This window comes from Pseudomonas sp. H3_D04 (assembly GCF_054669175.1).
This window is the reverse complement of sequence record NZ_CP162801.1, coordinates 2,410,810-2,432,097: the sequence shown is the minus strand read 5'-3', so window position 1 is coordinate 2,432,097 and position 21,288 is coordinate 2,410,810. Positions and strand designations below refer to the sequence as shown.

The window sequence follows — 21,288 nt, the reverse complement described above, 5'->3', positions numbered from 1 at the left end:
TCAACCTTTCATTCAGCTTTCAAAAACCGCTCTGCCATTGAGTATATGAAAGAAAGTTGAAATTTCTTTTGATTGAGTGTGACCTGACCCCCGGTTGAGGGCATCAGTACAAGTAACCAGCCGAACGGTAAGCCCAACCGACGGCCTGTCACTTGATTGGGCATATAGAGAGAAGACCCCATGACTGCCCCGCTCCGTATCAACGAAGCTCTTTTGATTGCCAACCGCGCATTCCAACCTTTTCAATGCGTGGCCTGGGCCCCACAAGACGGCAATGGCGAACTCAGCCTGACCATTATCGACCGCACCAATACCCACATTGGCCGCACACAAATTCCGAGCAGTACTTATTCCGACCCCGCGCAACTTGAACACATTCTTGAAGAAGCTCGCGCCGAACTGAGCGAGGAAGGTTACACCCTGCAATCGTGGTCGATGCCACACTAAGGACGTTGGCGGATGACTTAAGTTGTCCGCCTCTTCTCCTTTCTTTTAGCGAACTACGTCGGTCGTCACGCCCCCCCCCCATTCCAACTTGCCCGCCACGAATTACTTGGCAGGCTTGTCAGTGGTTCGAAAAGTCACTGTTCTGGCACAAAGCGACCCTCCACCTGTGAGTTGTGACAGTTGTGCAATCGAGCGTTCAGGGATTGAATGTTCTGCACACGCAGTTGCCCTCCCGGTTCCCGGGTTTCGGTCAGCTCGCAAGGAGATGCGCGCATGCCCACCCTGACTGCTTTTGCCCGACCTGCCGCGCAGCGCACGGCCGGCCTCCTCGATAAAAGCTTCGCCTCCAACGGCAAAACCCAGGTGTATTTCGCCGGCAGTACGTCGAGCATCGCCAACGGCGTGGCGATCGACTCGAGCGGTCGCGTACTGGTAGCGGCGAAAGTCGGCACTCGAAGCGGCCATTGCTTTGGCCTGGCTCGCTTGCTTGAAGACGGTTCGGCAGACCTGGCATTCGGCGCTCATGGCAGCGTCATCGGGCAATTTCAGCGCGGTCATGAGGCCATGGCGGGAAAAGTCCTCGTATTGGGCGACGGGAACATCCTGGTCGCCGGCCTGCACTATGAAGACGCTCTTCGGACGCTGCCGGCCTTGGCGATGTTCGACGCGCAAGGTCACCCGGTCAGGGACTTTGGCGACAATGGATGCTGTGTCATACGCCTGCCGGGGAATCTGTCCCAGGGCGTGCGCGACGCCTGGCTCCCTCCCGGCGTACCGGGGGCTGAAGCCTGCGACGTCCAGGTACAGGCTGACGGCCGAATCCTGCTGCTGGCCAATCACCCTTTCGAACTGGCCGATCACGTCGGCCTGCTGATTCGCCTGACCGACGCTGGCGAGCTCGATACCTCCTTCAACGGCCGCGGCTTTGTCATGGTCAGGCATTTGCTGATGAACACCTGGCTCAGCAGCCTGCTGTTGCAGCGGGACGGCCGGATCATGGTCGGCGGATCGATCAATTTCCCTGAAGAAGGTTTGCTGGCGCGCTACCTGCCCGACGGCAGTCTGGATGATCACTTCGCCGTGGATGGTTTCATGACTTTCAGTGTTGAGGGGCACAGCGCTCAGGTCAGCCAGATCGTCCAGCAGGAAAATGGTGATTTGCATTGTTTTGGCAGCAGCCGCGACCCGATGCATTGCCTGGCGCTGACACTGCACAGCAACGGTCGCCCGGACGTTCATTGCAACGGTGGCCAGCCACACCTGCTGAAAATCGGACCCAGTGGCTGCCAGTGGAACGCCGCCCAACTCCAGCCGGACGGCCGTGTACTGGCGGTTGGCGCCACGATTGGCGGAGTCGAAGCCGACTTTCTTCTGGCTCGGTACTTGCCGGGCGGGCAACTCGACCCTGGTTTTGCCGAGGGCACTTGTTGGGTTCGCACCCGTCTGGGGCGCAGCCTGGACACCGCCACATCAGTGGCCGTTCAGCCGAATGGAGGCATCGTCGTAGGCGGTTATTCGCTGGACGGCAACTACCGGGCGGTTGTGGTGCGCTATCTCGGCTAAGCCAACGACTTTCCCCCCACTTGATCTTCCCGTCGGCTTACGGCAAGTTGCGCGCTTCTTAATACAAGGAGTAGCCGATGTCCGGTTCAATGGCCCAGGCCTTCGCGCACAACTTTCTAGGCCACTCGCCTCGCTGGTACAAGGCGAGCATTGTCGGTTTCCTGATTCTCAACGCCCTGGTGTTGTGGACCGTCGGTCCGGTAGCGGCCGGTTGGCTGCTGGTGCTGGAGTTCATCTTCACCCTGGCCATGGCGCTCAAATGTTATCCGCTGATGCCGGGCGGGTTGCTGCTGATTGAAGCGCTGCTGCTGAAAATGACCACGCCCCAGGCGCTCTATGACGAACTGATACACAACTTTCCGGTGATCCTGCTGCTGATGTTCATGGTGGCAGGCATCTACTTCATGAAAGACCTGCTGCTGTTTCTGTTCTCGCGCCTGTTGCTGGGGGTTCGTTCCAAGGCCCTGCTGGCCTTGATGTTCTGCTTTCTCTCGGCGTTTCTGTCGGCGTTCCTCGACGCCCTGACGGTGACGGCGGTGATCATCAGTGCCGCCGTGGGGTTTTACTCGGTGTATCACCGCGTCGCCTCGGGCAATGATCCGCGTCAGGACAGTGAGTTCAGTGATGACCAGCACCTGCCCAAATTGCACCACGACGACCTCGATCAGTTCCGTGCTTTCCTGCGTAGCCTGCTGATGCACGGCGCCGTGGGCACGGCATTGGGTGGCGTCTGTACGCTGGTCGGCGAGCCGCAGAACCTGTTGATCGGCCATGAAATGGGCTGGCACTTCGCCGAGTTTTTCCTGAAGGTTGCCCCGGTGTCGCTGCCCGTGCTGGCAGCGGGCCTGGTGACGTGCGTGCTGTTGGAGAAATTGCGCTGGTTCGGTTATGGCACGCTGCTGCCGGACAACGTGCGCGCGGTGTTGGCCAACTATGCCGCGGAAGACAATGCCGAACGCACTTCACGCCAGCGCGCAGCCTTGCTGGTGCAAGGCGCGGCGGCGTTGATCCTGATTGCCGGGCTGGCGTTTCATATCGCCGAGGTCGGCCTGATCGGCTTGATGGTGATCGTGTTGATCACCGCCTTCACCGGCATCACCGACGAGCACCGCATCGGCAACGCGTTCAAGGACGCCATGCCGTTCACGGCCCTGTTGGTGGTGTTCTTCGCGGTGGTCGCGGTGATTCACGATCAGCAGCTGTTCACGCCGCTGATCCAGTGGGTGCTGGCGCTGCCGGCCGATCAACAGCCGGGCATGTTGTTCATTGCCAACGGCTTGCTGTCGGCCATCAGCGACAACGTGTTTGTGGCGACCATTTACATCACCGAAGTGAAACAGGCGTTCATCTCTGGCCATATGAGCCGCGAGCATTTTGAAACGCTGGCGATTGCGATCAATACCGGCACCAACTTGCCGAGCGTGGCGACACCCAATGGCCAGGCGGCGTTTCTGTTTTTGCTGACGTCGGCGATTGCGCCGCTGATTCGCCTGTCGTATGGGCGGATGGTGTGGATGGCGGTGCCGTACACGGTGGTGATGGGTGTGCTGGGTTGGTACGCCGTGAGCTTCTGGCTTTGAGTTAGCAGGTTTGACGCCTTCGCGGGCAAGCCTCGTCCCCACAGGTCAGTGTAGGAGCGAGGCTTGCCCGCGAAGAACGATAACGCGGTTTAATCCACGTTGAGGATGTATTGCTCGATCGCCTGGGCCGCGCCGTCTTCGGTATTGGCACCTGTCACCACGTCGGCCTGGCGCTTCACCGCTTCTTCCGCCTGCCCCATGGCAATCGACAACCCGGCACGATGAAACATCGCCGGGTCATTGCCGCCATCGCCCATCGCGGCAGTCTGCTCCAGCGGCACACCGAGAAACTCCGCCAGTGTCGCCAGTGCGGCACCCTTGTTGGCGAGCATCGCTGTCACGTCCAGGTACACCGGTTGCGACCGCGAGACTTGTGCCTGGCCTTCCACTTTCGGCAGCAGCTGGGCTTCCAGCTCAATCAACAACTGCGTGTTGTGGCTGGTGGCAACAATCTTGTCGATGCGCGTCAGATACGGCTCGAAACTCTCGACCACCACCGGCGGATAGCCGAGGCCGTGCTGCTCGCGTGGGACCATCGGCCCGTTCGGGTCTTTCAGCAACCAGTCACCGCCACTGAACACCCAGATTTCCACGTCCGCCTGATCGGCAAACAGCGCCAACGCCGTCAGCGCAGCCGTGGCCGGCAAATAATGCGCGACCAGCACGCTGCCGTCCGGATGGACGATCGTGCCGCCATTGAATGCCGCCGTCGGCAGGTCGACACCGAGGGCTTCGATCTGCTGCAGCATGGCTTTCGGTGGACGCCCGGTGGCCAGGCTGAACAGCACGCCGGCCTCACGTAACGAACGGACGGCCTCGATGGTGCGCTGACTGAGGCTGTGATCGGGCAGCAGTAAAGTGCCGTCCATGTCACTCAGCAGAAAACGGATGGATTGTGGCGTGACGTCACTCATCCGAGGCTGTGCCAGACGCGACCGTCGCGGGCCAGCAGTTCATCAGCCGCTTCCGGGCCGTTCTCGCCCGCCGGATAGCGCTGCACGCTCGCGTCCTGCTGCCAGGCATCGAGGAATGGCTGCACGGCGCGCCAGCCGTTCTCGATGTTGTCGGCGCGCTGGAACAGCGTCTGATCACCCGTCAGGCAATCGTAGATCAGCGTTTCGTAGCCGGTGGACGGCTGCATTTCAAAGAAATCCTTGTAGGCAAAACCCAACTCGATGTTGGCCATTTTCAAGGCCGGCCCGGGCCGCTTGGCCAACAGGTCGAACCACATGCCTTCGTTGGGTTGAATCTGAATCCGCAGGTAGGTCGGTTGCAGCTCATCGACCTCGGTATCGCGGAACTGCGCGTAGGGCGCAGGTTTGAAGCAGATGACGATCTCGGTGTCACGCACACTCATGCGTTTGCCGGTGCGCAGGTAAAACGGCACGCCGACCCAACGCCAGTTGTCGATCATGACCTTGAGCGCGACGTAGGTTTCGGTGTTGCTGTCGGACGCTACGTTGGCTTCCTCACGATAACCCGCCAAGGATTTGCCATCGAGTTCGCCGGCCGTGTATTGGCCACGCACCGAGTTGGCTCGCGCCTCTTCCGTGGACCACGGACGTATCGCGCCGACCACTTTGGCCTTCTCGCCACGGACCGCATCGGCGCCAAAGGCTGCCGGCGGTTCCATCGCGACCATCGCCAGCAACTGGAACAGGTGATTGGGCACCATGTCCCGCAAGGCGCCCGTGTGTTCATAAAAACTGCCACGGGTTTCCACGCCGACGGTTTCGGCGGCGGTGATCTGCACGTGGTCGATGTAATGGTTGTTCCAGAACGCTTCGAACAGACTGTTGGAGAACCGGCTGATCAAAATGTTCTGCACGGTTTCCTTGCCCAGGTAGTGATCGATCCGGTAAATCTGGTTTTCCGACATCACCTTGAGCAGACATGCATTCAACGCTTCGGCGGTGTGCAGATCGGAGCCGAACGGTTTTTCGATCACCACCCTTCTGAACGCTTCGGGTGTCTCTTGCAGCAAGCCGGCGGCGCCGAGGCGGCGCACCACTTCACTGAAGAAACGTGGCGCGGTGGCCAGGTAGAACACCGCATTGCCCGTGCCGCTGGCGGCGATTTTCGCCGCCAGCGCTTGATACGTGCTGTCGTCCAGGAAATCGCCCTGGACGTAGCTGATGCCTTTGGCCAGTTTGGCCCACAGCGCCGGGTCAAGGGCTTCATCGCCCTTGCCGACTTTGGTGGCCGCTTCGGTGCGGATGAAATCTTCAAGCTTCTGCGCAAAGGCTTCGTCACTGATGGCGTTGTGGTCAACGCCGATGATCCGCAGTCCATCGCCTAGCAGACCGTCGCGACTCAGGTTGTACAGCGCCGGCATCAGCAAGCGCTTGACCAGGTCACCATGGGCACCGAACAGAAACAGCGTGGTCGGTGGTGCGGGTTCTGCTTTCGATTTATTGCGGATCAGACGGGTCATTTTTTCGAAGTCTCCACGTGGCCGCCGAAGCCGAAGCGCTGGGCCGAGAGGATCTTGTCGCCAAAGGTGCCTTGGCCGCGCGAACGGTAGCGTGAGAACAGCGAGTTCGACAGCACCGGTACAGGCACCGATTGCTCCATGGCGGCTTCGATGGTCCAGCGGCCTTCACCGCTGTCAGCCACGGAGCCGGAGTACCCGTCGAGTTTCGGATCGCTGGCCAGTGCGTCGGCGGTCAGGTCGAGCAACCACGACGACACCACGCTGCCACGGCGCCAGACTTCGGCGATGTCGGCCACGTTCAGGTCGAAACGCTGGTCTTCCGGCAGGTTTTCGCTGGCTTTGGTCTTGAGGATGTCGAAGCCTTCGGCGAAGGCCTGCATCATTCCGTACTCGATGCCGTTGTGGATCATCTTCACGAAATGGCCAGAACCTGCAGGGCCGGCGTGGATGTAACCGCGCTCGGCGCGATCGTCTTCCGACTTGCGGTCCTTGGTACGCGGGATGTCGCCCATGCCGGGGGCCAGACTGTCGAACAGCGGATCAAGGCGTTTCACCACCTCGGCTTCGCCGCCGATCATCATGCAGTAACCGCGCTCCAGGCCCCAGACGCCGCCGGATGTGCCGACATCGATGTAGTGCAGGCCTTTTTCCGACAGGGTTTTCGCCCGGCGGATGTCGTCCTTATAGAAGGTGTTGCCGCCGTCGATGATGGTGTCGCCGGCTTCGAGCAAGGTGCTCAGGGAGTCGATGGTGTCTTCGGTCGGCGCACCGGCCGGCAGCATGACCCACACCGCACGTGGCTTGGCCAGGCCTGCGACCAGCGCCGGCAAGTCGATGACGCCCTTGGCGCCTTCTGCTGCCAGGGTGTCGACGAAGGCGGTATTGCGGTCGTAAACAACGGTGGTATGCCCGTTGAGCATCAGGCGACGCGCAATATTTCCGCCCATGCGGCCCAGTCCAATAATCCCGAGTTGCATGTGCTGATGCTCCCTACTACAAATAAAGTGTGTCAAAGGTTATAGCCCAACGCGACCAATGAGGGTTAGTCCAGAGCGTTGGCGTGAAGTTTCCGGGCATTGTGCCCGATCCTGACTGATAACGTCGGAAATCGAACTCAAGACACAACGACCATGAAAAATAAAAAAGTTCCCTTCAGGGGCAAAAGAAATCAAAATCGGTGCCGATAGTAATACAGCACCCGATGTCGGGGCGGTTTTACAGTTGATGCACGCCATTTGCGAGGTGAGCAATGGGCACAGTACAAGCAGCACGGCCAGCACAAACCCTTTACGTCACGATCCGTCGTGATGAATTGCGCCAGTTGAAAGAAGAGCGCGACCTGTTGAAGCAGGAGCTCGCGCAGCTGCGCTTACTCACACAAAGCTCTTCGGCTCAGCCCTTGCCCGTCACCGCGCGCGCACCACACGCCTGATCCCCCGCCTGACTCGGAAACAGCCTTCTGCTGTTTCCGACACCGCTTCCCAGCCTTGCCGTTTGCGGCAACTCACAAAGTTTTCACATCGACGTGTTGATACTCCGGCTCATTATGGCCGCTCGGTATCCGCGCGGTTTCCGTTCGTCGGCAACATGGAAGGCTCCCGACGGGTATACGCGATTTGATATTTTTGGCTGGAGCGCTGAATGACTGTGTTTAAACGCAGCAATACGACTGCGAAAGGTTTTGATTGGGCAGGATTTCTCTGGTTGTTCCTGTTCTTCTGGTATTTTTCCGGCATCACCCAATTACTCATTCAATTGACGGGCACCTCGGGCTTCACCGGGTTCCGCCAAGCCTTTGTGATGAGCGCCATCTGGCTCGCGCCGATGCTGCTGTTCCCTAGACAGACACGCGTCATGGCCGCGGTGATCGGCGTGGTGCTGTGGGCCTGCTCGATGGCCAGCCTGGGTTACTTCTTCATCTATCAGCAGGAATTCTCCCAGAGCGTCATCTTCATCATGTTCGAATCGAACATCAGTGAAGCGGGCGAGTACATGACCCAGTATTTCGCCTGGTGGATGGTGGCGGCGTTCCTCGCCCACACGCTGTTTGCTTATTTCCTGTGGACCCGCTTGCGCCCGGTGTACATGCCCCGTGGACGTGCGCTGGTGGCTGCAACCGCCATTCTGGTGGCCGTGGTCGGTTACCCGCTGATCAAGCAAACCGCGCGTACCGGCAGCCTGGCTGGTGGCTTCGAAAAATTCGAAACCCGTATCGAGCCGGCGGTGCCTTGGCAGATGGCAGTGGCGTATCACCGTTACCTCGACACCCTGGCCGGCATGCAAGACATGCTCGACAGCGCGAGCAAGATCCCACCGCTCAAGAACCTCAAGGACACGATGGCCAACCAGCCAGCGACCCTGGTGCTGGTGATCGGCGAGTCCACCAACCGTCAGCGCATGAGCCTCTATGGCTACCCGCGTGAAACCACGCCGGAACTGGACAAGCTCAAGGATCAGATGGCGGTCTTCGACAACGTCATCACCCCGCGCCCTTACACCATCGAGGCGTTGCAGCAGGTGCTGACGTTCGCCGACGAAGAAAACCCGGACCTTTACCTGTCCACGCCGTCACTGGTCAGCATGATGAAACAGGCCGGTTACAAGACCTTCTGGATCACCAACCAGCAAACCATGACCAAGCGCAACACCATGCTCACCACGTTCTCCGAACAGGCCGACGAGCAGGTGTACCTGAACAACAACCGCAACCAGAACGCCGCGCAGTACGATGGCGACGTCATCGCACCATTCAACAAGGCCCTGGCAGACGCCGCACCGCGCAAGCTGATCGTGGTGCATTTGCTCGGCACGCACATGAGCTATCAGTACCGGTACCCACCGACCTTCAACAAGTTCACCGATCGCAAAGGCGTGCCGGACGGCGTGCGTGACGACCAGGTGCCGACGTACAACAGCTATGACAACGCCGTGTTGTACAACGACTTCGTGGTGTCCAGCCTGATCAAGGACTACGCCAAATCCGATCCGAACGGCTTCCTGATGTACCTCTCGGACCACGGCGAAGATGTCTTCGACTCCGTGGGCCACAGCACGCTGGGACGCAACGAGGCCAAGCCGACGGCGCCGATGTACACCATTCCGTTCATGGCCTGGGCTTCGCCGAAATGGCGTGAAACCCACGACTGGAGTTTTGCCGGTGACCTGGCGCGGCCTTACAGCAGCTCGCAGCTGATCCACACCTGGGCGGACCTGGCGGGTCTGAGTTTTGATGAGCTGGACCGCAGCAAGAGCCTGGTCAGCGACAGCTTCACGCCGCGTCCGTTGATGATCGGCAATCCGTATGAGCGTCAGTCGCGCCCGCTGATCGACTTCAGCCTGATGAAACCGAAAAGCACGCCGACCGATCCGGCAGTCGCGCAGAAATGATGCGCTGAGGGATCGGCGCCGATCTTTCACTCAGTCGAGAACCCTGCGGGAGCTTGCTCCCACAGGGTTACACCAGGCCCCGCCATAACCTCTCCGAAACATCTTAAAATAACAATAATTCTCGTTTAGACCTAAATCCCCTCTCCCCCCTTCGTCTTTGAACAAACGGAATTTTTCCCTCGAAGACAAGGAGTCGGCTGCGATGTTCGCGCCTATCACCCGTTCCATGACCTTTACCCTGGGCCTGTGCAGTGCTGCCCTGAGCCCCGACCTGCTGGCTGAAACCGCCCCGGATCAAGAGCCGAGCCACACCCTTGAACTGGGTGCAACCAATGTGACAGCCCAGGGATTGGGCAGCACCACCGAAAACACCGAGTCATACACCACCGGTGCCATGAGCACCGCTACGCGGCTCAACCTGTCGATCAAGGAAACGCCGCAATCGGTGTCCGTGGTCACCCGCCAGCAAATGGACGACTTCAAACTCGGCACGCTTTCCGAAGCCATGAGCCAGACCACCGGCGTGGTGGTTCAGCACAACGATTCGGACCGCGTCAGCTATTCGTCCCGTGGTTACTCGATCAACAATTTCCAGATCGATGGAATGCTCAACACCTTCAGCTACATGAAGTCCGATTCCGACACCATTATTTACGACCGCATCGAAGTGGTTCGCGGCGCGACCGGCCTGACCACGGGCGCCGGCGATCCTTCCGCGACGATCAACATGGTGCGCAAACGGCCGACCGCACAATGGGAGGCCCAGACCGATGTCAGCGGCGGCAGCTATGACGATTACTACAGTTACGTCGATGTCGGTGGACCGCTGGCCTTCGACGGCCGCTTGCGCGGTCGCGGTGTGCTGGCTTATCGCGACAGCGGTTCCTACCGAGACAAGTACGCGTTGCAACGGGAAGTCGGCTACGGGATTCTCGAAGCCGACCTGACTGATGACACCGTGCTGGCCGTGGGATACGACTACCAAAACAAACAGGTACAAGGCACCTCTTGGGGCACCGTGCCCTACTGGAATGCTGACGGCAGCAAAGCCAACCTCGGACGCTCCACCAACATGGCCACACCGTGGAGTTCCTGGCCACTGAAAGACAAGACCGCGTTTGCCACGCTGGACCAGCAACTGGGCGCCGGCTGGCACCTCAAGGCCGCTTACACCCACCGTGAGAGTGACACCGACGGCAAGATCTACTACGGCGGTGGCGGCTTCCCCGAGGCCGATCGCAGCGGCATGATCGCCAACGTCAGCCACATGGTCGGCACGCAAAAAATGAAAGCCTATGACTTCAACGTGTCCGGCCCTTATTCGCTCTTCGGGCGTGAGCACGAAATGATGATCGGCTATGGCGAAGCCGAACGCAGCGAAGACAACCCTTACACGGTAGACGGCCCGCAGTCGCCGGATTACGAGAAAGTCCCCGACTGGAAGTACATGGGTGGCATTCCCAAATTCCCGGACACCGTCACCGGCCTGAAAGGCTCCGATGAAAGCACCCGGCAAAAGGCCGGTTACCTGGCCACGCGCCTGACCCTGACCGACGACCTGCACGCGGTACTCGGCAGTCGCTATGGCACGTGGGAAATTTCAAGAAAGGCCAACCAATACGACGGCAATCTGCAACTGACCGGTGTCGAATCCACCAGCCAGAAGCACAACGACATGTGGACACCGTACGCCGGGCTGCTCTACGACATCACGCCTGAATACACCGCTTATGTCAGCTACACCGATATTTTCAAGCCGCAGGACGAGCGTGACAGCAATCACAACTACCTCGAGCCAGTGGTCGGCAGCAACTATGAACTGGGGCTCAAGGGCAGCCTGCTCGAAGAGCGACTGAACCTCGCCACCGCGGTGTTCTGGAGCAAGCAGGATAACGTGGCCGAACTCGACGACTCGGTGCCACCGGACCCGGTCACCGGTGAGGAATTCTTCAAATCGGGCGGCAAAGGCAACAAAGTCCAGGGTTTCGAAGCCGAGGTCTCAGGTGAAGTGATGGCAGGCTGGAACATGACGGCCGGCTACACCTATACCCACTCGGCCAATGGCGAGAAGCAGCGCAACAACACCAACCAGCCGTTGAACATGTTCCGCTTCTCCACGGCTTATCGCTTGCCCGGCGACTGGCAGGCACTGACCGTGGGCGGCGCCGTGAACTGGCAAAGCGACGTCTACCGCGCGGCCAGGCGCCCGGTCGGCCGTGGCGCCGATGGCGAGATCATCACCGCCAGCACCCACATCCGTCAGGAGGCCTACACCGTGGTCAAACTGATGTCGCGCTACGCATTTGATCAGCACCTGTCGGCTTCGCTGAACGTCGATAACCTGTTCGACAAGAAGTATTACGACAACGTCGGCTTCTACAACGGCGTCTACTGGGGTGACCCGCGCACGGTCACCCTGAGCCTGGACTGGAAGCTCTGACGCAGATCATATCCAGCTGACGGAATCGGCGGATAATGGCCAGGCAACATTGGTTCATGGACGAAAGAGCACCCTATCCGCAGTAGGAGGCACACCATGAAACGTACCGCGTTGATTCTTGCCAGTCTGATGATGTTCGGTTCGACAGCAGCCTTTGCAGAAGGCGGCGCCGAGCGCATGAGGTATTACTTCGAAACCCTGCACTTCAAACAACAGCAGGCCAACGGCATCGAGACCAGGACGATCGAGCTGAGGGTTCCGAACGATCAGACCGCGCAAGTGACCGAAACCTATCGGCCGACATAAACGATGGCAAACGGGCGTTCTGAGGGACGCCCTTTTTTATGCCCGCTCGACAGTTTTCACGCGCCCAGCAGCACCCCGCAAAACCCGCCCAGCAGCACCAGTAACCACGGCGGGCACCGCCAGAACAGCAGCGCCATCAATGCCAGGACCGCCATCAGAACATCCAGCGGCCCGAGGATCGAGGTGGTCCACAATGGCTGATACAACGCAGCCAGCAACAACCCGACCACCCCGGCGTTCACCCCGGCCAGCGCCGCTTGCACTCGGCCGATGCCACGCAAGCGCTGCCAGAACGGCAGGACGCCGATCACCAGCAACAGCGACGGCAGGAATATCGCCAGGACGCACACCAGCGCGCCGCTCCAGCCGCTGATGGACGCGCCAAGGAACGCCGCAAACGTGAACAATGGTCCTGGCATCGCTTGCGCGGCGGCGTAACCGGCGAGAAACACGTCATTGTCGAGCAATCCCGTGCTCACGACCTGGCTTTGCAACAGCGGCAACACCACATGGCCGCCGCCAAACACCAGCGCCCCCGTGCGGTAGAAACGGTCGAACAGGCTGGTCAGCGAGTCCGGCCAGTAATGCGCAATCAACGGCAACCCCAACAGCAACGTCACGAACACAGCCATCGCCAGCCAGCCGGCCACGCGACTGACCCGAATCGACAAACCCTCCCGTGGCGCTGCATTGGCGTTGTGCAGCAAGACCAGGCCGATCAGCGCCGCCACGGCCATCACCGTCAGTTGCCCGCCCATCGTTGGCCAGAGCAACACCCCGGCAGTCGCCAGCAACGTGATGCCCACTTGCACCGGACCTCGGCATAACGTGCGGGCCATCCCCCACACGGCCTGGGCAACCACGGCGACGGCGACAATTTTCAGCCCGTGAATCAAACCGGCCGGCAACGCCCAGCCACCGTGGGTGATGCCCAATGCCAGCAGCGTCAGGATCAGCGCCGAGGGCAAGGTAAACCCTGCCCACGCCGCCAATGCCCCCCAATAGCCGGCGCGGGACAAACCCAGCGCCATGCCCACCTGGCTACTCGCCGGGCCCGGCAGAAACTGGCACAGGGCAATCAGTTCGGCGTAGGCGGCTTCGCCGAGCCAGCGCCGACGCGCCACGAACTCGTCACGAAAATAGCCCAGATGGGCGACAGGACCGCCAAACGAGGTCAGCCCCAGGCGCAGAAAGATCAGGAAAATCGCCCACGGCTTGTCCGTTTTCACGGGTGCCCTGCCTTGCGCGTCATCGAGGCGGCTCATGTGGCGTTAAAGGTCCTTGGTCCAAAACAGCATTCGGCCATGGGCCGGGTCGAACATGCCGGGGGCAAATCCGAACTTGCCATAAGACGCCTGCGCGACGGCATTACCCTCGAGGACTTCCAGGGTGATCTTGCAGCAGCCGCGCTGGCGGGCGATGTCTTCAACTTTTTGCAGCATCTTCTGGCTCAACCCCAGGCCGCGAAACCTGGGCATCACCGCCACATCGTGCACGTTGACCAGCGGCCGGCAGGCAAACGTCGAGAAACCTTCGAAGCAATTGACCAGCCCGGCCGGCTCGCCACCGACAAACGCCAGCACGCTGAATGCATGAGGACGCTTGGCCAGTTCCCCCGGCAGTTGCCGCAGGATGTCTTCGGGCAGTGGGTGCCCGCCGCCCATCGGGTCTTCGGCGTAGGCATTGAGCACCACACCGATCGCCTCGGCATGCAGCCCATTGGTGTAGCTGGCCTGAAGCACTAGAATTTCTGCGGATTCCATTTCCATCGTCAACGTCCCGTCAAGTTGCCCCGGCGCGTCACTCGCGCCGGGAGGTCGACGGACATTATATCGAGGCGCAATCGGCGACAACCCGAACCTGTTTCAAACGCCCCAGATCAGCGTTTCGGTCCAGCCCAACTCGGCAAAATCCTCAGCCCTCAGGTGCGATTCCCCGGCGCAGAAAAACTCGTCCAGCTGCGGCGGCTTGACCGAGGTGCCGCTGAGCATCGCGTGAACCTGGCCGCGATGATGCAGCTGGTGTTCGAACAAATGCGATAGCAGGCGCAGACGGCTGTCATGTTGCGGCGTGTCCCGGGCGATGGTCACGATGCGTCCCAGGTCGGCGTCGCGCAATTGTTCGCAATAGGCAATCAGGCGACGGTCCACATGCGCTTGTTCACGCTGCAGATCGGCGGCCAACGCGAACGGCTCGTCTTTGGCAAAGAACACATAGCAATCAGGATGCGGATCGTCCCCGCGCAGTTCCCGCTCCAGCGCATCCACGTAAAACCAGTCGCACGTCAGGATGTGGTTGAGGGTGGCGATCAGGCTGGGGAAGAAGCTCACTCGCGGTGCCGCCAGTTCGGTCGGGCTCAGCTGAGTCCAGGCCTTGGCGAGTCGGTAATTGGCCCAGGCATTCTGATAGGCCATGGTCAGCAAATGGTGAGACAGAGGCTGATTCATATTCGCGGCTCCCGGCCATCAGGCTTCGGCGAAGCGTTGCAACTGCATTTCCTGTAAACGGCTTAACGTGCGGCGGAACGGGAATTCCAGATAACCCTCGGTGTACAACGCCGCCATCGGCACCTGCGCTTCGAGGTACAGCGGCACCTTGCGGTCGTAGCACTCGTCCACCAGGGCAATGAAACGCCGGACACCGTCGTCATGCACCGACAATTGCGGCAGCTCGCGATCACCGGCCACGACCCGTTCGGCACCGTCTTCCGTGCCTCGGGCGATGCGCCCTTCACGTTTCTGTGCGCTCAAATTTGGCACTTCACTCAACAGAATAGCGCTGAAGGTGTCGCACAGCGCCATGAAGTCCATGGCGGCGAACGGCTGTTCGCACAGGTCGGCGTAGCGGCACCAGAGTACTGTCGAACTGGCCTGCACCACAGTGACCGAGCGGTAACCAACCGTGATCGGATCGCTGGACGTGGGCTGGCCTGCGGTCAACCCGTTGAACACCTCACCGAGCGCGCTCGGCTGCCCGGGCGCCGCCACCCAATACCGTTGCAGACCCGCGCCGGGATGCAGGCGATGGTCTTCGCCGCCATCCACCGCGATCACTTGCATGTGCTTTTTGATCGCTTCGATGGCGGGCACGAAGCGGTCGCGGTTGAAGCCATCGGCGTATAGCTGGTCCGGCGGTTGATTGGAGGTGCAGACCACCACCACGCCCTGCTCGAACATCACCTGAAACAAACGCCCGAGAATGATCGCGTCGCCGATGTCGTTGACGAACAGTTCATCGAAACACAGCACCCGCACTTCCTGGCTCAACTCACGGGCCAGCGCCTTCAACGGGTCGGCGGTGCCGGTCAGCTGGAACGAGCGCTGATGCACCCAGCCCATGAAATGGTGAAAGTGTTGGCGTCGGGCCGGGACCTTGAGGTTTTGGTAGAACTGATCCATCAACCAGGTTTTGCCCCGTCCGACCGGCCCCCAGAGGTAAACGCCGGTGATCGGCGTGCGGCCTTCATGCAGGGCTTCATGGCATTTTTGCAGCGCCCACACGGCATGTTCCTGGGCTTCGTCCTGGACGAAGCCCTTCTGTTCAATGGCGTGTTGCCAGGCGCTTAGGGGAGAGTCGACATTCATGCGCGGCAGTATGCCATGCGCTCGGGTTTACACAGAGATGTCCAGCCGGGCGATCTTGCCCTGCTCGTTGAGGCGGAACATGTAGCGCAGTTCCAGCGGACTGCCGGGAAAGGTCCCGGAAATCAGGTTGTGCACCAGGACTTTGCCGGTACGTTGCTGAACGTCGAGCACTTCGACCCGTGGTTCATAACGTTGCGCGGTGTCTTGCATCCATTGGGCGATGGCTTGCGTGCCGATCCGGTGTTGGCCCTCATCGAACACGTTGGCGTCCTTAGCAAAAAAACTGCCGACCCGCGAGGTGTCGCGGGCATTGGCGGCGGCAATGTAGGCGGCGATGGCGGGTGCCAGTGAAGAGGCTGGATTGGACATGGGTGCGGCTCCTTGTTGTTTGATTCTGGAGCCATGCTAGAACAGGTCTGTGTCAATTCTTGTCAGGAGTGAAACGCCCGGCGTCATCCAGTTGCATCTGCTTGTGCCAGGTGCGCAACAGGTCGCTGCGTCGCCCCGGATAGCGCTCGCCCTGCTCGTGAGCGGCCGAGATCCGGTCGGTACGAAACGTGCGGTAGGCACTGCGCAATTCGCACCAGGCGACAATGATCCGCACCTCATTGAGAAAACCCAGCGCCAATGGCCAGATCAGCCGCTGACTGGGCACCTGTTTGAGCGTCTGCATAATCGATGTTCAGCTTGGATTGATCGCGAATCGCCTGACGAAACATGTTCAACGGCACGGCGTTTTGCGGATACCCATAGCCGCGCGGGCCCGGCAACACCGTCGGGTTGCGCAAAGCATCCTGAGCTTCAGGCGCCAACACGGCGGCAATCTTCGCCAGGGCATCGGCCGCGGCTTTGCTCAACACCTCGTCGCCACGCTGATCGACGTAACGCAATCCGAGCACGATGGCTTCGGTTTCGTCGGCATTGAGCATCAGAGGCGGCAGGAACAACCCGCTGCGCAACACGTAGCCGACCCCTGCTTCGCCGAAGATGGGTGCGCCCAGCGCGGTCAACTCGGCGATGTCGCGGTACAACGTGCGTTCGGAAATCTGCAATTCCCCGGCGAGCGTCGCGGCCGTGGCCGGACGACTTTTACCCCGCAGTACTTGCAACAACGTGAGTAAACGAGTGGTACGCGACACGATCGGCAGGCTCTTTCCTGAAAAGTCGTCGGAGCTTAGCAGAGGCCGCTGTCAGAAGTTGGCAGGAGCGCCGCCCTGATGGTCAGCTGTTTTGCCCTGCCTGGAAAAGCGCCTTGACGAGCCATATTACTCACATCATATTAAATACATGTTGCTAGACATTTAAATCACCCCCGGCGTCGTTCCTCAGGAGTTACCTCATGCATTACACAGTCTTCGGCCGCAAAACCGGCTTGCGGGTTTCGGAACTGGCGCTGGGCGCCGGTAACTTCGGCACCGGCTGGGGGCATGGCGCCGAGCGTGACGAAGCCAAGCGCATTTTCGACGGTTACCTGGAAGCCGGCGGCAACTTCATCGACACCGCCAACGGTTATCAGGCCGGCCAGTCGGAAGCCATGCTCAGCGAGTTCATCGCACCGGAACGCGATCGCCTGGTTATCGCCACCAAATACACCATGGGTACCACGCCAGCCGCGGGCATTTCCCACACCGGCAACAGCCGCAAGAACATGGTTCGTGCCGTGGAAGAAAGCCTGAAACGGCTCAACACCGATCACATCGACCTGTTCTGGGCGCACATCAGTGACGGCGTGACGCCGATGGAAGAGATCCTGCGCGGCTTCGACGACCTGGTGCGCGCCGGCAAGATTCACTACGCCGGGCTGTCGAATTTCCCGGCCTGGCGCATTGCTCGCGCCGATGTCCTGGCCGAAGTACGCGGTTTCGCGCCGATTGCAGCGATTCAGGCCGAATACAGCCTGGCCGAACGCACCGCCGAACGTGAGTTGCTGCCGATGGCCGAAGCGCTCGGGCTGGCGGCTACGATCTGGTCGCCGCTGGGTGGCGGGTTTCTCACGGGCAAGTACCGCAGCAATGATGACAACAACCGCGCCGCCAAACTCGGCATGCTGGTCCACACCGAGAAAAGCGCCCACGAAACCGCCCTGCTCGACACCTTGCTCGCAGTGGCAGCGGAGCTTGAAGCCACGCCGACCCATGTGGCCATTGCCTGGCTGCGGGAAAAGGCCAAGCGTTCGACGACGGCGCTGATTCCGATTCTGGGTTCGCGCACTCGTGAGCAACTGGATGCAACATTGGGCGCGTTGACGGTGCAATTGAGCCCGGAGCAATTGTCGCGGCTTGATGGGGTCAGCAACGTGCCGAAGGGCGTGCCACATGAAACGATTGCCGGTTCGGCGGCGCGGTATACAGGGGCTGAAACCCTTGACCTGCCAATCATTCCGGTGGCCTGAAAAAGCTTCGCGGGCAAGCCTCGCTCCTACGGATTTGTGGCGTTCACAGACTTTGTGTTCGCCACAAGAAGGCGTCTTACCGGTCTATTTTGTGCCTGGCCGCATACAGGCACAGCATCTCCATCGCCAATGTCGCCGCCGCCAGTGACGTAATGTCCGCATGGTCGTAGGCCGGCGCGACTTCCACCACGTCCATCCCCACCAGATTGATCCCGCGCAACCCGCCGAGAATCTCCAGCGCCTGCACCGTGCTCAAGCCTCCACACACCGGCGTTCCGGTGCCCGGTGCGAACGCCGGGTCGAGGCAATCGATATCGAACGTCAGGTACACCGGGTTATCCCCCACCCGCGCACGAATCGCCTCGACAATCGCCTCACACCCTTGCCGATGCACCTGCCGCGCATCCAGTACCTGGAAGCCCTGGTGATCATCATTGGTGGTGCGCAAGCCGATCTGCACCGAGCGCGACGGATCCACCAAACCTTCCTTGGCCGCGTGCCAGAACATCGTCCCGTGATCGACGCGCTTGCCCTCTTCGTCCGGCCAGGTATCGCTGTGGGCGTCAAAGTGAATCAACGACAGGGGGCCATGTTTGCGCGCATGGGCCTTAAGCAGCGGATAACTGACGAAGTGGTCACCGCCGAAGGTCAGCATCGCGCAACCGCCGTTCAGGATGTGCTCGGCGTGGGCCTCGATGCTTTCCGGCACCGCGTGCGGCGAGCCGTAATCGAAGGCGCAATCACCGTAGTCGATGACCGCCAGATGATCGAACGGGTCAAACGTCCATGGCCAGTGACGTTCCCAGGCGATGCCGGTCGATGCGGCGCGAATGCCGCGCGGGCCGAAGCGCGCACCGGGACGGTTGCTGGTGGCGGTGTCGAACGGCACACCGCTGACCACCACGTCGACGCCGCGCAAATCACGGCTGTAGCGACGACGCATGAAACTGGTGATACCGGCGTAAGTACTTTCGGCGGCAGTACCGAAGAGGCTGTCGCGGGTCAGGGCCTGATCGTTTTGCATCGGGACGTCCATGGGATCTCCTTATTACTTATTGGCGGCTACGGAAAGTGGTCCACAGGCGAGTGCGCGAGCGCATGTCCTTGAGGCTCATGCTGCGGTCGGCGTACAGCCGTTCGCGGGTGTCGGCCAGGGGGTAGATGTCCGGGTCGGTCCGCACGGCTTCGTCCACCAGCGGCGTCGCTGCACGGTTGGCCGTGGCAAAGAACAGCGTGTTGGTCAGCGCCGCGACGGACTCGGGGCGCAGCATGAATTCAATGAATGCCCGAGCCGCTTCGGGGTGCGGCGCGTCCTTGGGTATCGCCAGGTTGTCCTGCCAGACCAGCGTGCCTTCCTTCGGAATCCGGTAGGCCACCTCGAACGGTTTGTTGGCCTTGCGCGCCTGGTCGGCGGCCATGCTGGCGTCGCCGTTATAGGTCAAGGCCAGGCACACGCTGCCATTGGCCAGATCGTTGATCTGCCGCCCGGTGGCGACGTACAGCACATTGGGCTGCAACTGATGCAACAACGCCTCGGCGGCGGTCAGATCTGCCTTGTCGGTGCTGTAGGGATCTTTACCGAGATAGTGCAACGCCAGGCCAATCACTTCCTGGGGCGAATCGAGAATCGCAATGCCGCAATCCTTCAGCTTGCCGGCGTATTGCGGTTTGAACAGCAGATCGAGGCTGTTGAGCGGCACACCGGGCAAGCGTTTTTGCACCGCCTCGACGTTCATCCCCAGCCCCAGCGTGCCCCAGGTATACGGCACGCCATAACGATTGCCAGGGTCGACGGCCGCCAGTTTTTCCAGCAGGTCCGGGTCGAGGTTGGCGTAGCCCTTGAGCCCTTCGTGGGGAATCTCCTTCAGCGCACCGGCCGCCAGACCACGGGCCAGCACGCTGGAGGACGGCACCACCACGTCATAACCGCTGCCGCCGGTGAGCAGTTTGGTTTCCAGCACTTCCGAAGAATCGAACGTGTCGTAACGCACATGAATGCCGGTTTCCTTTTCGAAATGCTGCAGGGTTTCAGGCGGCACGTAATCGGCCCAACTGTAGAGGTTGAGGGTTTTTTCCTCTGCCTGGGCCGACGCGGCCATGGCGAGAAAGAGCGCGGGTAAACCCAGTTTGAATACGGGAGCCATGACGAACACCTGACCAGAGGAAGTGGTTGCAGCGTGCGCCCTCAGATACATTGGCAAAATACCAAGTTTGTTAACCTGACTTTATTGCGGAGTAATGTTTGATGCTCGGTCAACTCCACGACCTCGACCTGCAACTGCTGCGCCTGTTTGTCCGCGTGGTGGAATGCGGCGGGTTCAGCGCAGCGCAAGGTGAACTGGGGTTGAGCCAGTCGAGCATCAGCCAGCAAATGGCCAGACTCGAAACCCGGCTCGGCTATCGTTTGTGCAGTCGCGGCAAGGGTGGATTCCGGGTCACGCCCAAGGGCGAACAGTTGCTGAGCGCGACGCGCGGGCTGTTTGAGTCCATCGAAGCGTTCCGTCATCAATCCAACGGTGTGGCGGGTCGGTTGATCGGCGAAGTGCGCCTGGGTTTGTCCGAAGCGCTTGATCAATCGGTGCTGCAAAAAGTCGCCGATGCCATCCGTCGCTTTCGTGAACGGGACGAATCGGTGCGCATCGAGTTGATGAGCGCCATGCCCGGTGAAATGGAACGCCTGTTGCTGCAACAACGGCTGGACCTGGCGATCGGCTATTTCTCCCAAGTGCAAAGCGCGTTTGACTACCGCGAACTGTTCAGCGAAACCCAGCACCTGTACTGCGCCCCGGGTCATCCGTTGTTCACCGACGACGCGCCGGACGATCTGGCGTTGCAGGCGTGCGACCGGGTCGATCATCCCTATCGTTTTCTGCGCAGTGACGAGCCGTTTCAAGGCAAATTATGTTCGGCACGGTCCGAGCAGGTCGAAGGCACCCTCGCCTTCATCCTGTCCGGCAAGCATGTCGGCTATTTGCCTGAACATTTTGCCCGCAGCTGGGAAGACAAAGGTTTGCTGCGCGCCGTGCGCCGGGATGACCTGAGTTTTGATGTGGCGTTTCATCTCGCGCGCCATCGTGCCCAGGTGCCGGGGGATGCGCAGAAAGCCTTTGAAGAAGACTTGCTCGCCGCGTTTGAATGAACACGCACGGACCTGG

General features: G+C 60.5%; 19 protein-coding genes and 1 pseudogene. 9 read left to right on the top strand and 11 right to left on the bottom strand.

All coding sequences use genetic code 11. The features are described from left to right. Positions 1-180 precede the first annotated feature (180 nt). From AB4N91_RS11365 to nhaB, 3 genes are all read left to right on the top strand, one after another. Complete coding sequence (locus AB4N91_RS11365) at positions 181-447, top strand: hypothetical protein (RefSeq protein ID WP_010460556.1); 267 nt, start codon at positions 181-183, stop codon at positions 445-447. A gap of 273 nt (positions 448-720) precedes the next feature. Beyond that, a complete protein-coding gene (locus tag AB4N91_RS11360) occupies positions 721-2,010 on the top strand; it encodes an NHL repeat-containing protein (protein ID WP_460112460.1) in 1,290 nt (429 codons plus the stop codon). Between the two features lie 77 nt (positions 2,011-2,087). Then, positions 2,088-3,590: a sodium/proton antiporter NhaB gene (gene nhaB / locus AB4N91_RS11355; protein ID WP_010460560.1), complete on the top strand. Its 1,503-nt coding sequence runs from the start codon at positions 2,088-2,090 to the stop codon at positions 3,588-3,590. A gap of 89 nt (positions 3,591-3,679) precedes the next feature. Here the strand turns inward: nhaB and AB4N91_RS11350 are convergent, their stop codons facing one another. From AB4N91_RS11350 to gnd, 3 genes are read right to left on the bottom strand one after another with little or no spacing between them, the layout of a single operon-like run. Then, positions 3,680-4,504 carry an HAD family hydrolase gene (locus AB4N91_RS11350; RefSeq protein WP_154912204.1) on the bottom strand — a complete coding sequence of 275 codons (825 nt, stop codon included), beginning with the start codon at positions 4,502-4,504 and terminating at the stop codon, positions 3,680-3,682. Beyond that, entirely contained in the window at positions 4,501-6,024 is a 1,524-nt protein-coding gene (gene zwf, locus AB4N91_RS11345) for a glucose-6-phosphate dehydrogenase (protein WP_102595631.1), read from the bottom strand. The genes AB4N91_RS11350 and zwf overlap by 4 nt, the downstream gene beginning before the upstream one ends. Then, complete coding sequence (gnd, locus tag AB4N91_RS11340) at positions 6,021-7,001, bottom strand: phosphogluconate dehydrogenase (NAD(+)-dependent, decarboxylating) (RefSeq protein ID WP_102595630.1); 981 nt, start codon at positions 6,999-7,001, stop codon at positions 6,021-6,023. Before gnd ends, zwf begins: the two co-directional genes overlap by 4 nt. Before the next feature lie 272 nt (positions 7,002-7,273). Between gnd and AB4N91_RS11335 the strand changes: the two genes are divergently transcribed. From AB4N91_RS11335 to AB4N91_RS11320, 4 genes are all read left to right on the top strand, one after another. Next, positions 7,274-7,456, top strand: a complete 183-nt coding sequence (locus AB4N91_RS11335; RefSeq protein ID WP_077747795.1) for a DUF6026 family protein — start codon at positions 7,274-7,276, stop codon at positions 7,454-7,456. A gap of 209 nt (positions 7,457-7,665) precedes the next feature. After that, positions 7,666-9,411, top strand: a complete 1,746-nt coding sequence (locus tag AB4N91_RS11330) for a phosphoethanolamine transferase CptA (protein ID WP_077747794.1) — start codon at positions 7,666-7,668, stop codon at positions 9,409-9,411. A gap of 202 nt (positions 9,412-9,613) precedes the next feature. After that, positions 9,614-11,851, top strand: coding sequence for a TonB-dependent siderophore receptor (locus tag AB4N91_RS11325; RefSeq protein ID WP_460112458.1), 2,238 nt, complete (start codon positions 9,614-9,616; stop codon positions 11,849-11,851). Positions 11,852-11,947: 96 nt separating this feature from the next. Then, a complete protein-coding gene (locus AB4N91_RS11320; protein WP_010460570.1) occupies positions 11,948-12,157 on the top strand; it encodes a hypothetical protein in 210 nt (69 codons plus the stop codon). Between the two features lie 56 nt (positions 12,158-12,213). On the opposite strand, the gene chrA is transcribed toward AB4N91_RS11320, so the two are convergent. From chrA to AB4N91_RS11290, 6 genes and pseudogenes are all read right to left on the bottom strand, one after another. Then, the gene (chrA, locus tag AB4N91_RS11315; RefSeq protein ID WP_102595628.1) at positions 12,214-13,422 is read right to left on the bottom strand and encodes a chromate efflux transporter; all 1,209 of its coding nucleotides are present in this window, start codon (positions 13,420-13,422) and stop codon (positions 12,214-12,216) included. Between the two features lie 6 nt (positions 13,423-13,428). Further along, positions 13,429-13,920, bottom strand: a complete 492-nt coding sequence (locus tag AB4N91_RS11310) for a GNAT family N-acetyltransferase (RefSeq protein ID WP_010460575.1) — start codon at positions 13,918-13,920, stop codon at positions 13,429-13,431. A gap of 102 nt (positions 13,921-14,022) precedes the next feature. After that, the gene (locus AB4N91_RS11305) at positions 14,023-14,604 is read right to left on the bottom strand and encodes a DinB family protein (RefSeq protein WP_010460577.1); all 582 of its coding nucleotides are present in this window, start codon (positions 14,602-14,604) and stop codon (positions 14,023-14,025) included. An 18-nt stretch (positions 14,605-14,622) separates the two neighbouring features. Continuing rightward, positions 14,623-15,741 (bottom strand): cell division protein ZapE, encoded by a 1,119-nt coding sequence (gene zapE, locus AB4N91_RS11300; RefSeq protein ID WP_010460579.1) that lies wholly within the window; start codon positions 15,739-15,741, stop codon positions 14,623-14,625. 27 nt (positions 15,742-15,768) lie between these two features. Further along, positions 15,769-16,110, bottom strand: a complete 342-nt coding sequence (locus AB4N91_RS11295; RefSeq protein ID WP_460112457.1) for a nuclear transport factor 2 family protein — start codon at positions 16,108-16,110, stop codon at positions 15,769-15,771. A 52-nt stretch (positions 16,111-16,162) separates the two neighbouring features. Beyond that, positions 16,163-16,880, bottom strand: a pseudogene (locus tag AB4N91_RS11290) (helix-turn-helix transcriptional regulator). Positions 16,881-17,080: 200 nt separating this feature from the next. Between AB4N91_RS11290 and AB4N91_RS11285 the strand changes: the two are divergent. Further along, positions 17,081-18,133, top strand: coding sequence for an aldo/keto reductase (locus AB4N91_RS11285; RefSeq protein ID WP_154504775.1), 1,053 nt, complete (start codon positions 17,081-17,083; stop codon positions 18,131-18,133). Positions 18,134-18,209: 76 nt separating this feature from the next. Here AB4N91_RS11285 and speB read toward each other — a convergent pair whose 3' ends face one another. Both speB and AB4N91_RS11275 read right to left on the bottom strand, forming a co-directional pair. Continuing rightward, positions 18,210-19,169 (bottom strand): agmatinase, encoded by a 960-nt coding sequence (gene speB, locus AB4N91_RS11280; protein ID WP_200666180.1) that lies wholly within the window; start codon positions 19,167-19,169, stop codon positions 18,210-18,212. Between the two features lie 16 nt (positions 19,170-19,185). Beyond that, positions 19,186-20,277: a polyamine ABC transporter substrate-binding protein gene (locus tag AB4N91_RS11275; RefSeq protein WP_411959690.1), complete on the bottom strand. Its 1,092-nt coding sequence runs from the start codon at positions 20,275-20,277 to the stop codon at positions 19,186-19,188. 101 nt (positions 20,278-20,378) lie between these two features. Here AB4N91_RS11275 and AB4N91_RS11270 point away from each other — a divergent pair, with 101 nt between their 5' ends. Continuing rightward, on the top strand, positions 20,379-21,272 hold the full coding sequence (locus AB4N91_RS11270) for a LysR family transcriptional regulator (protein ID WP_010460591.1): 894 nt from the start codon (positions 20,379-20,381) through the stop codon (positions 21,270-21,272). Positions 21,273-21,288: the final 16 nt, after the last annotated feature.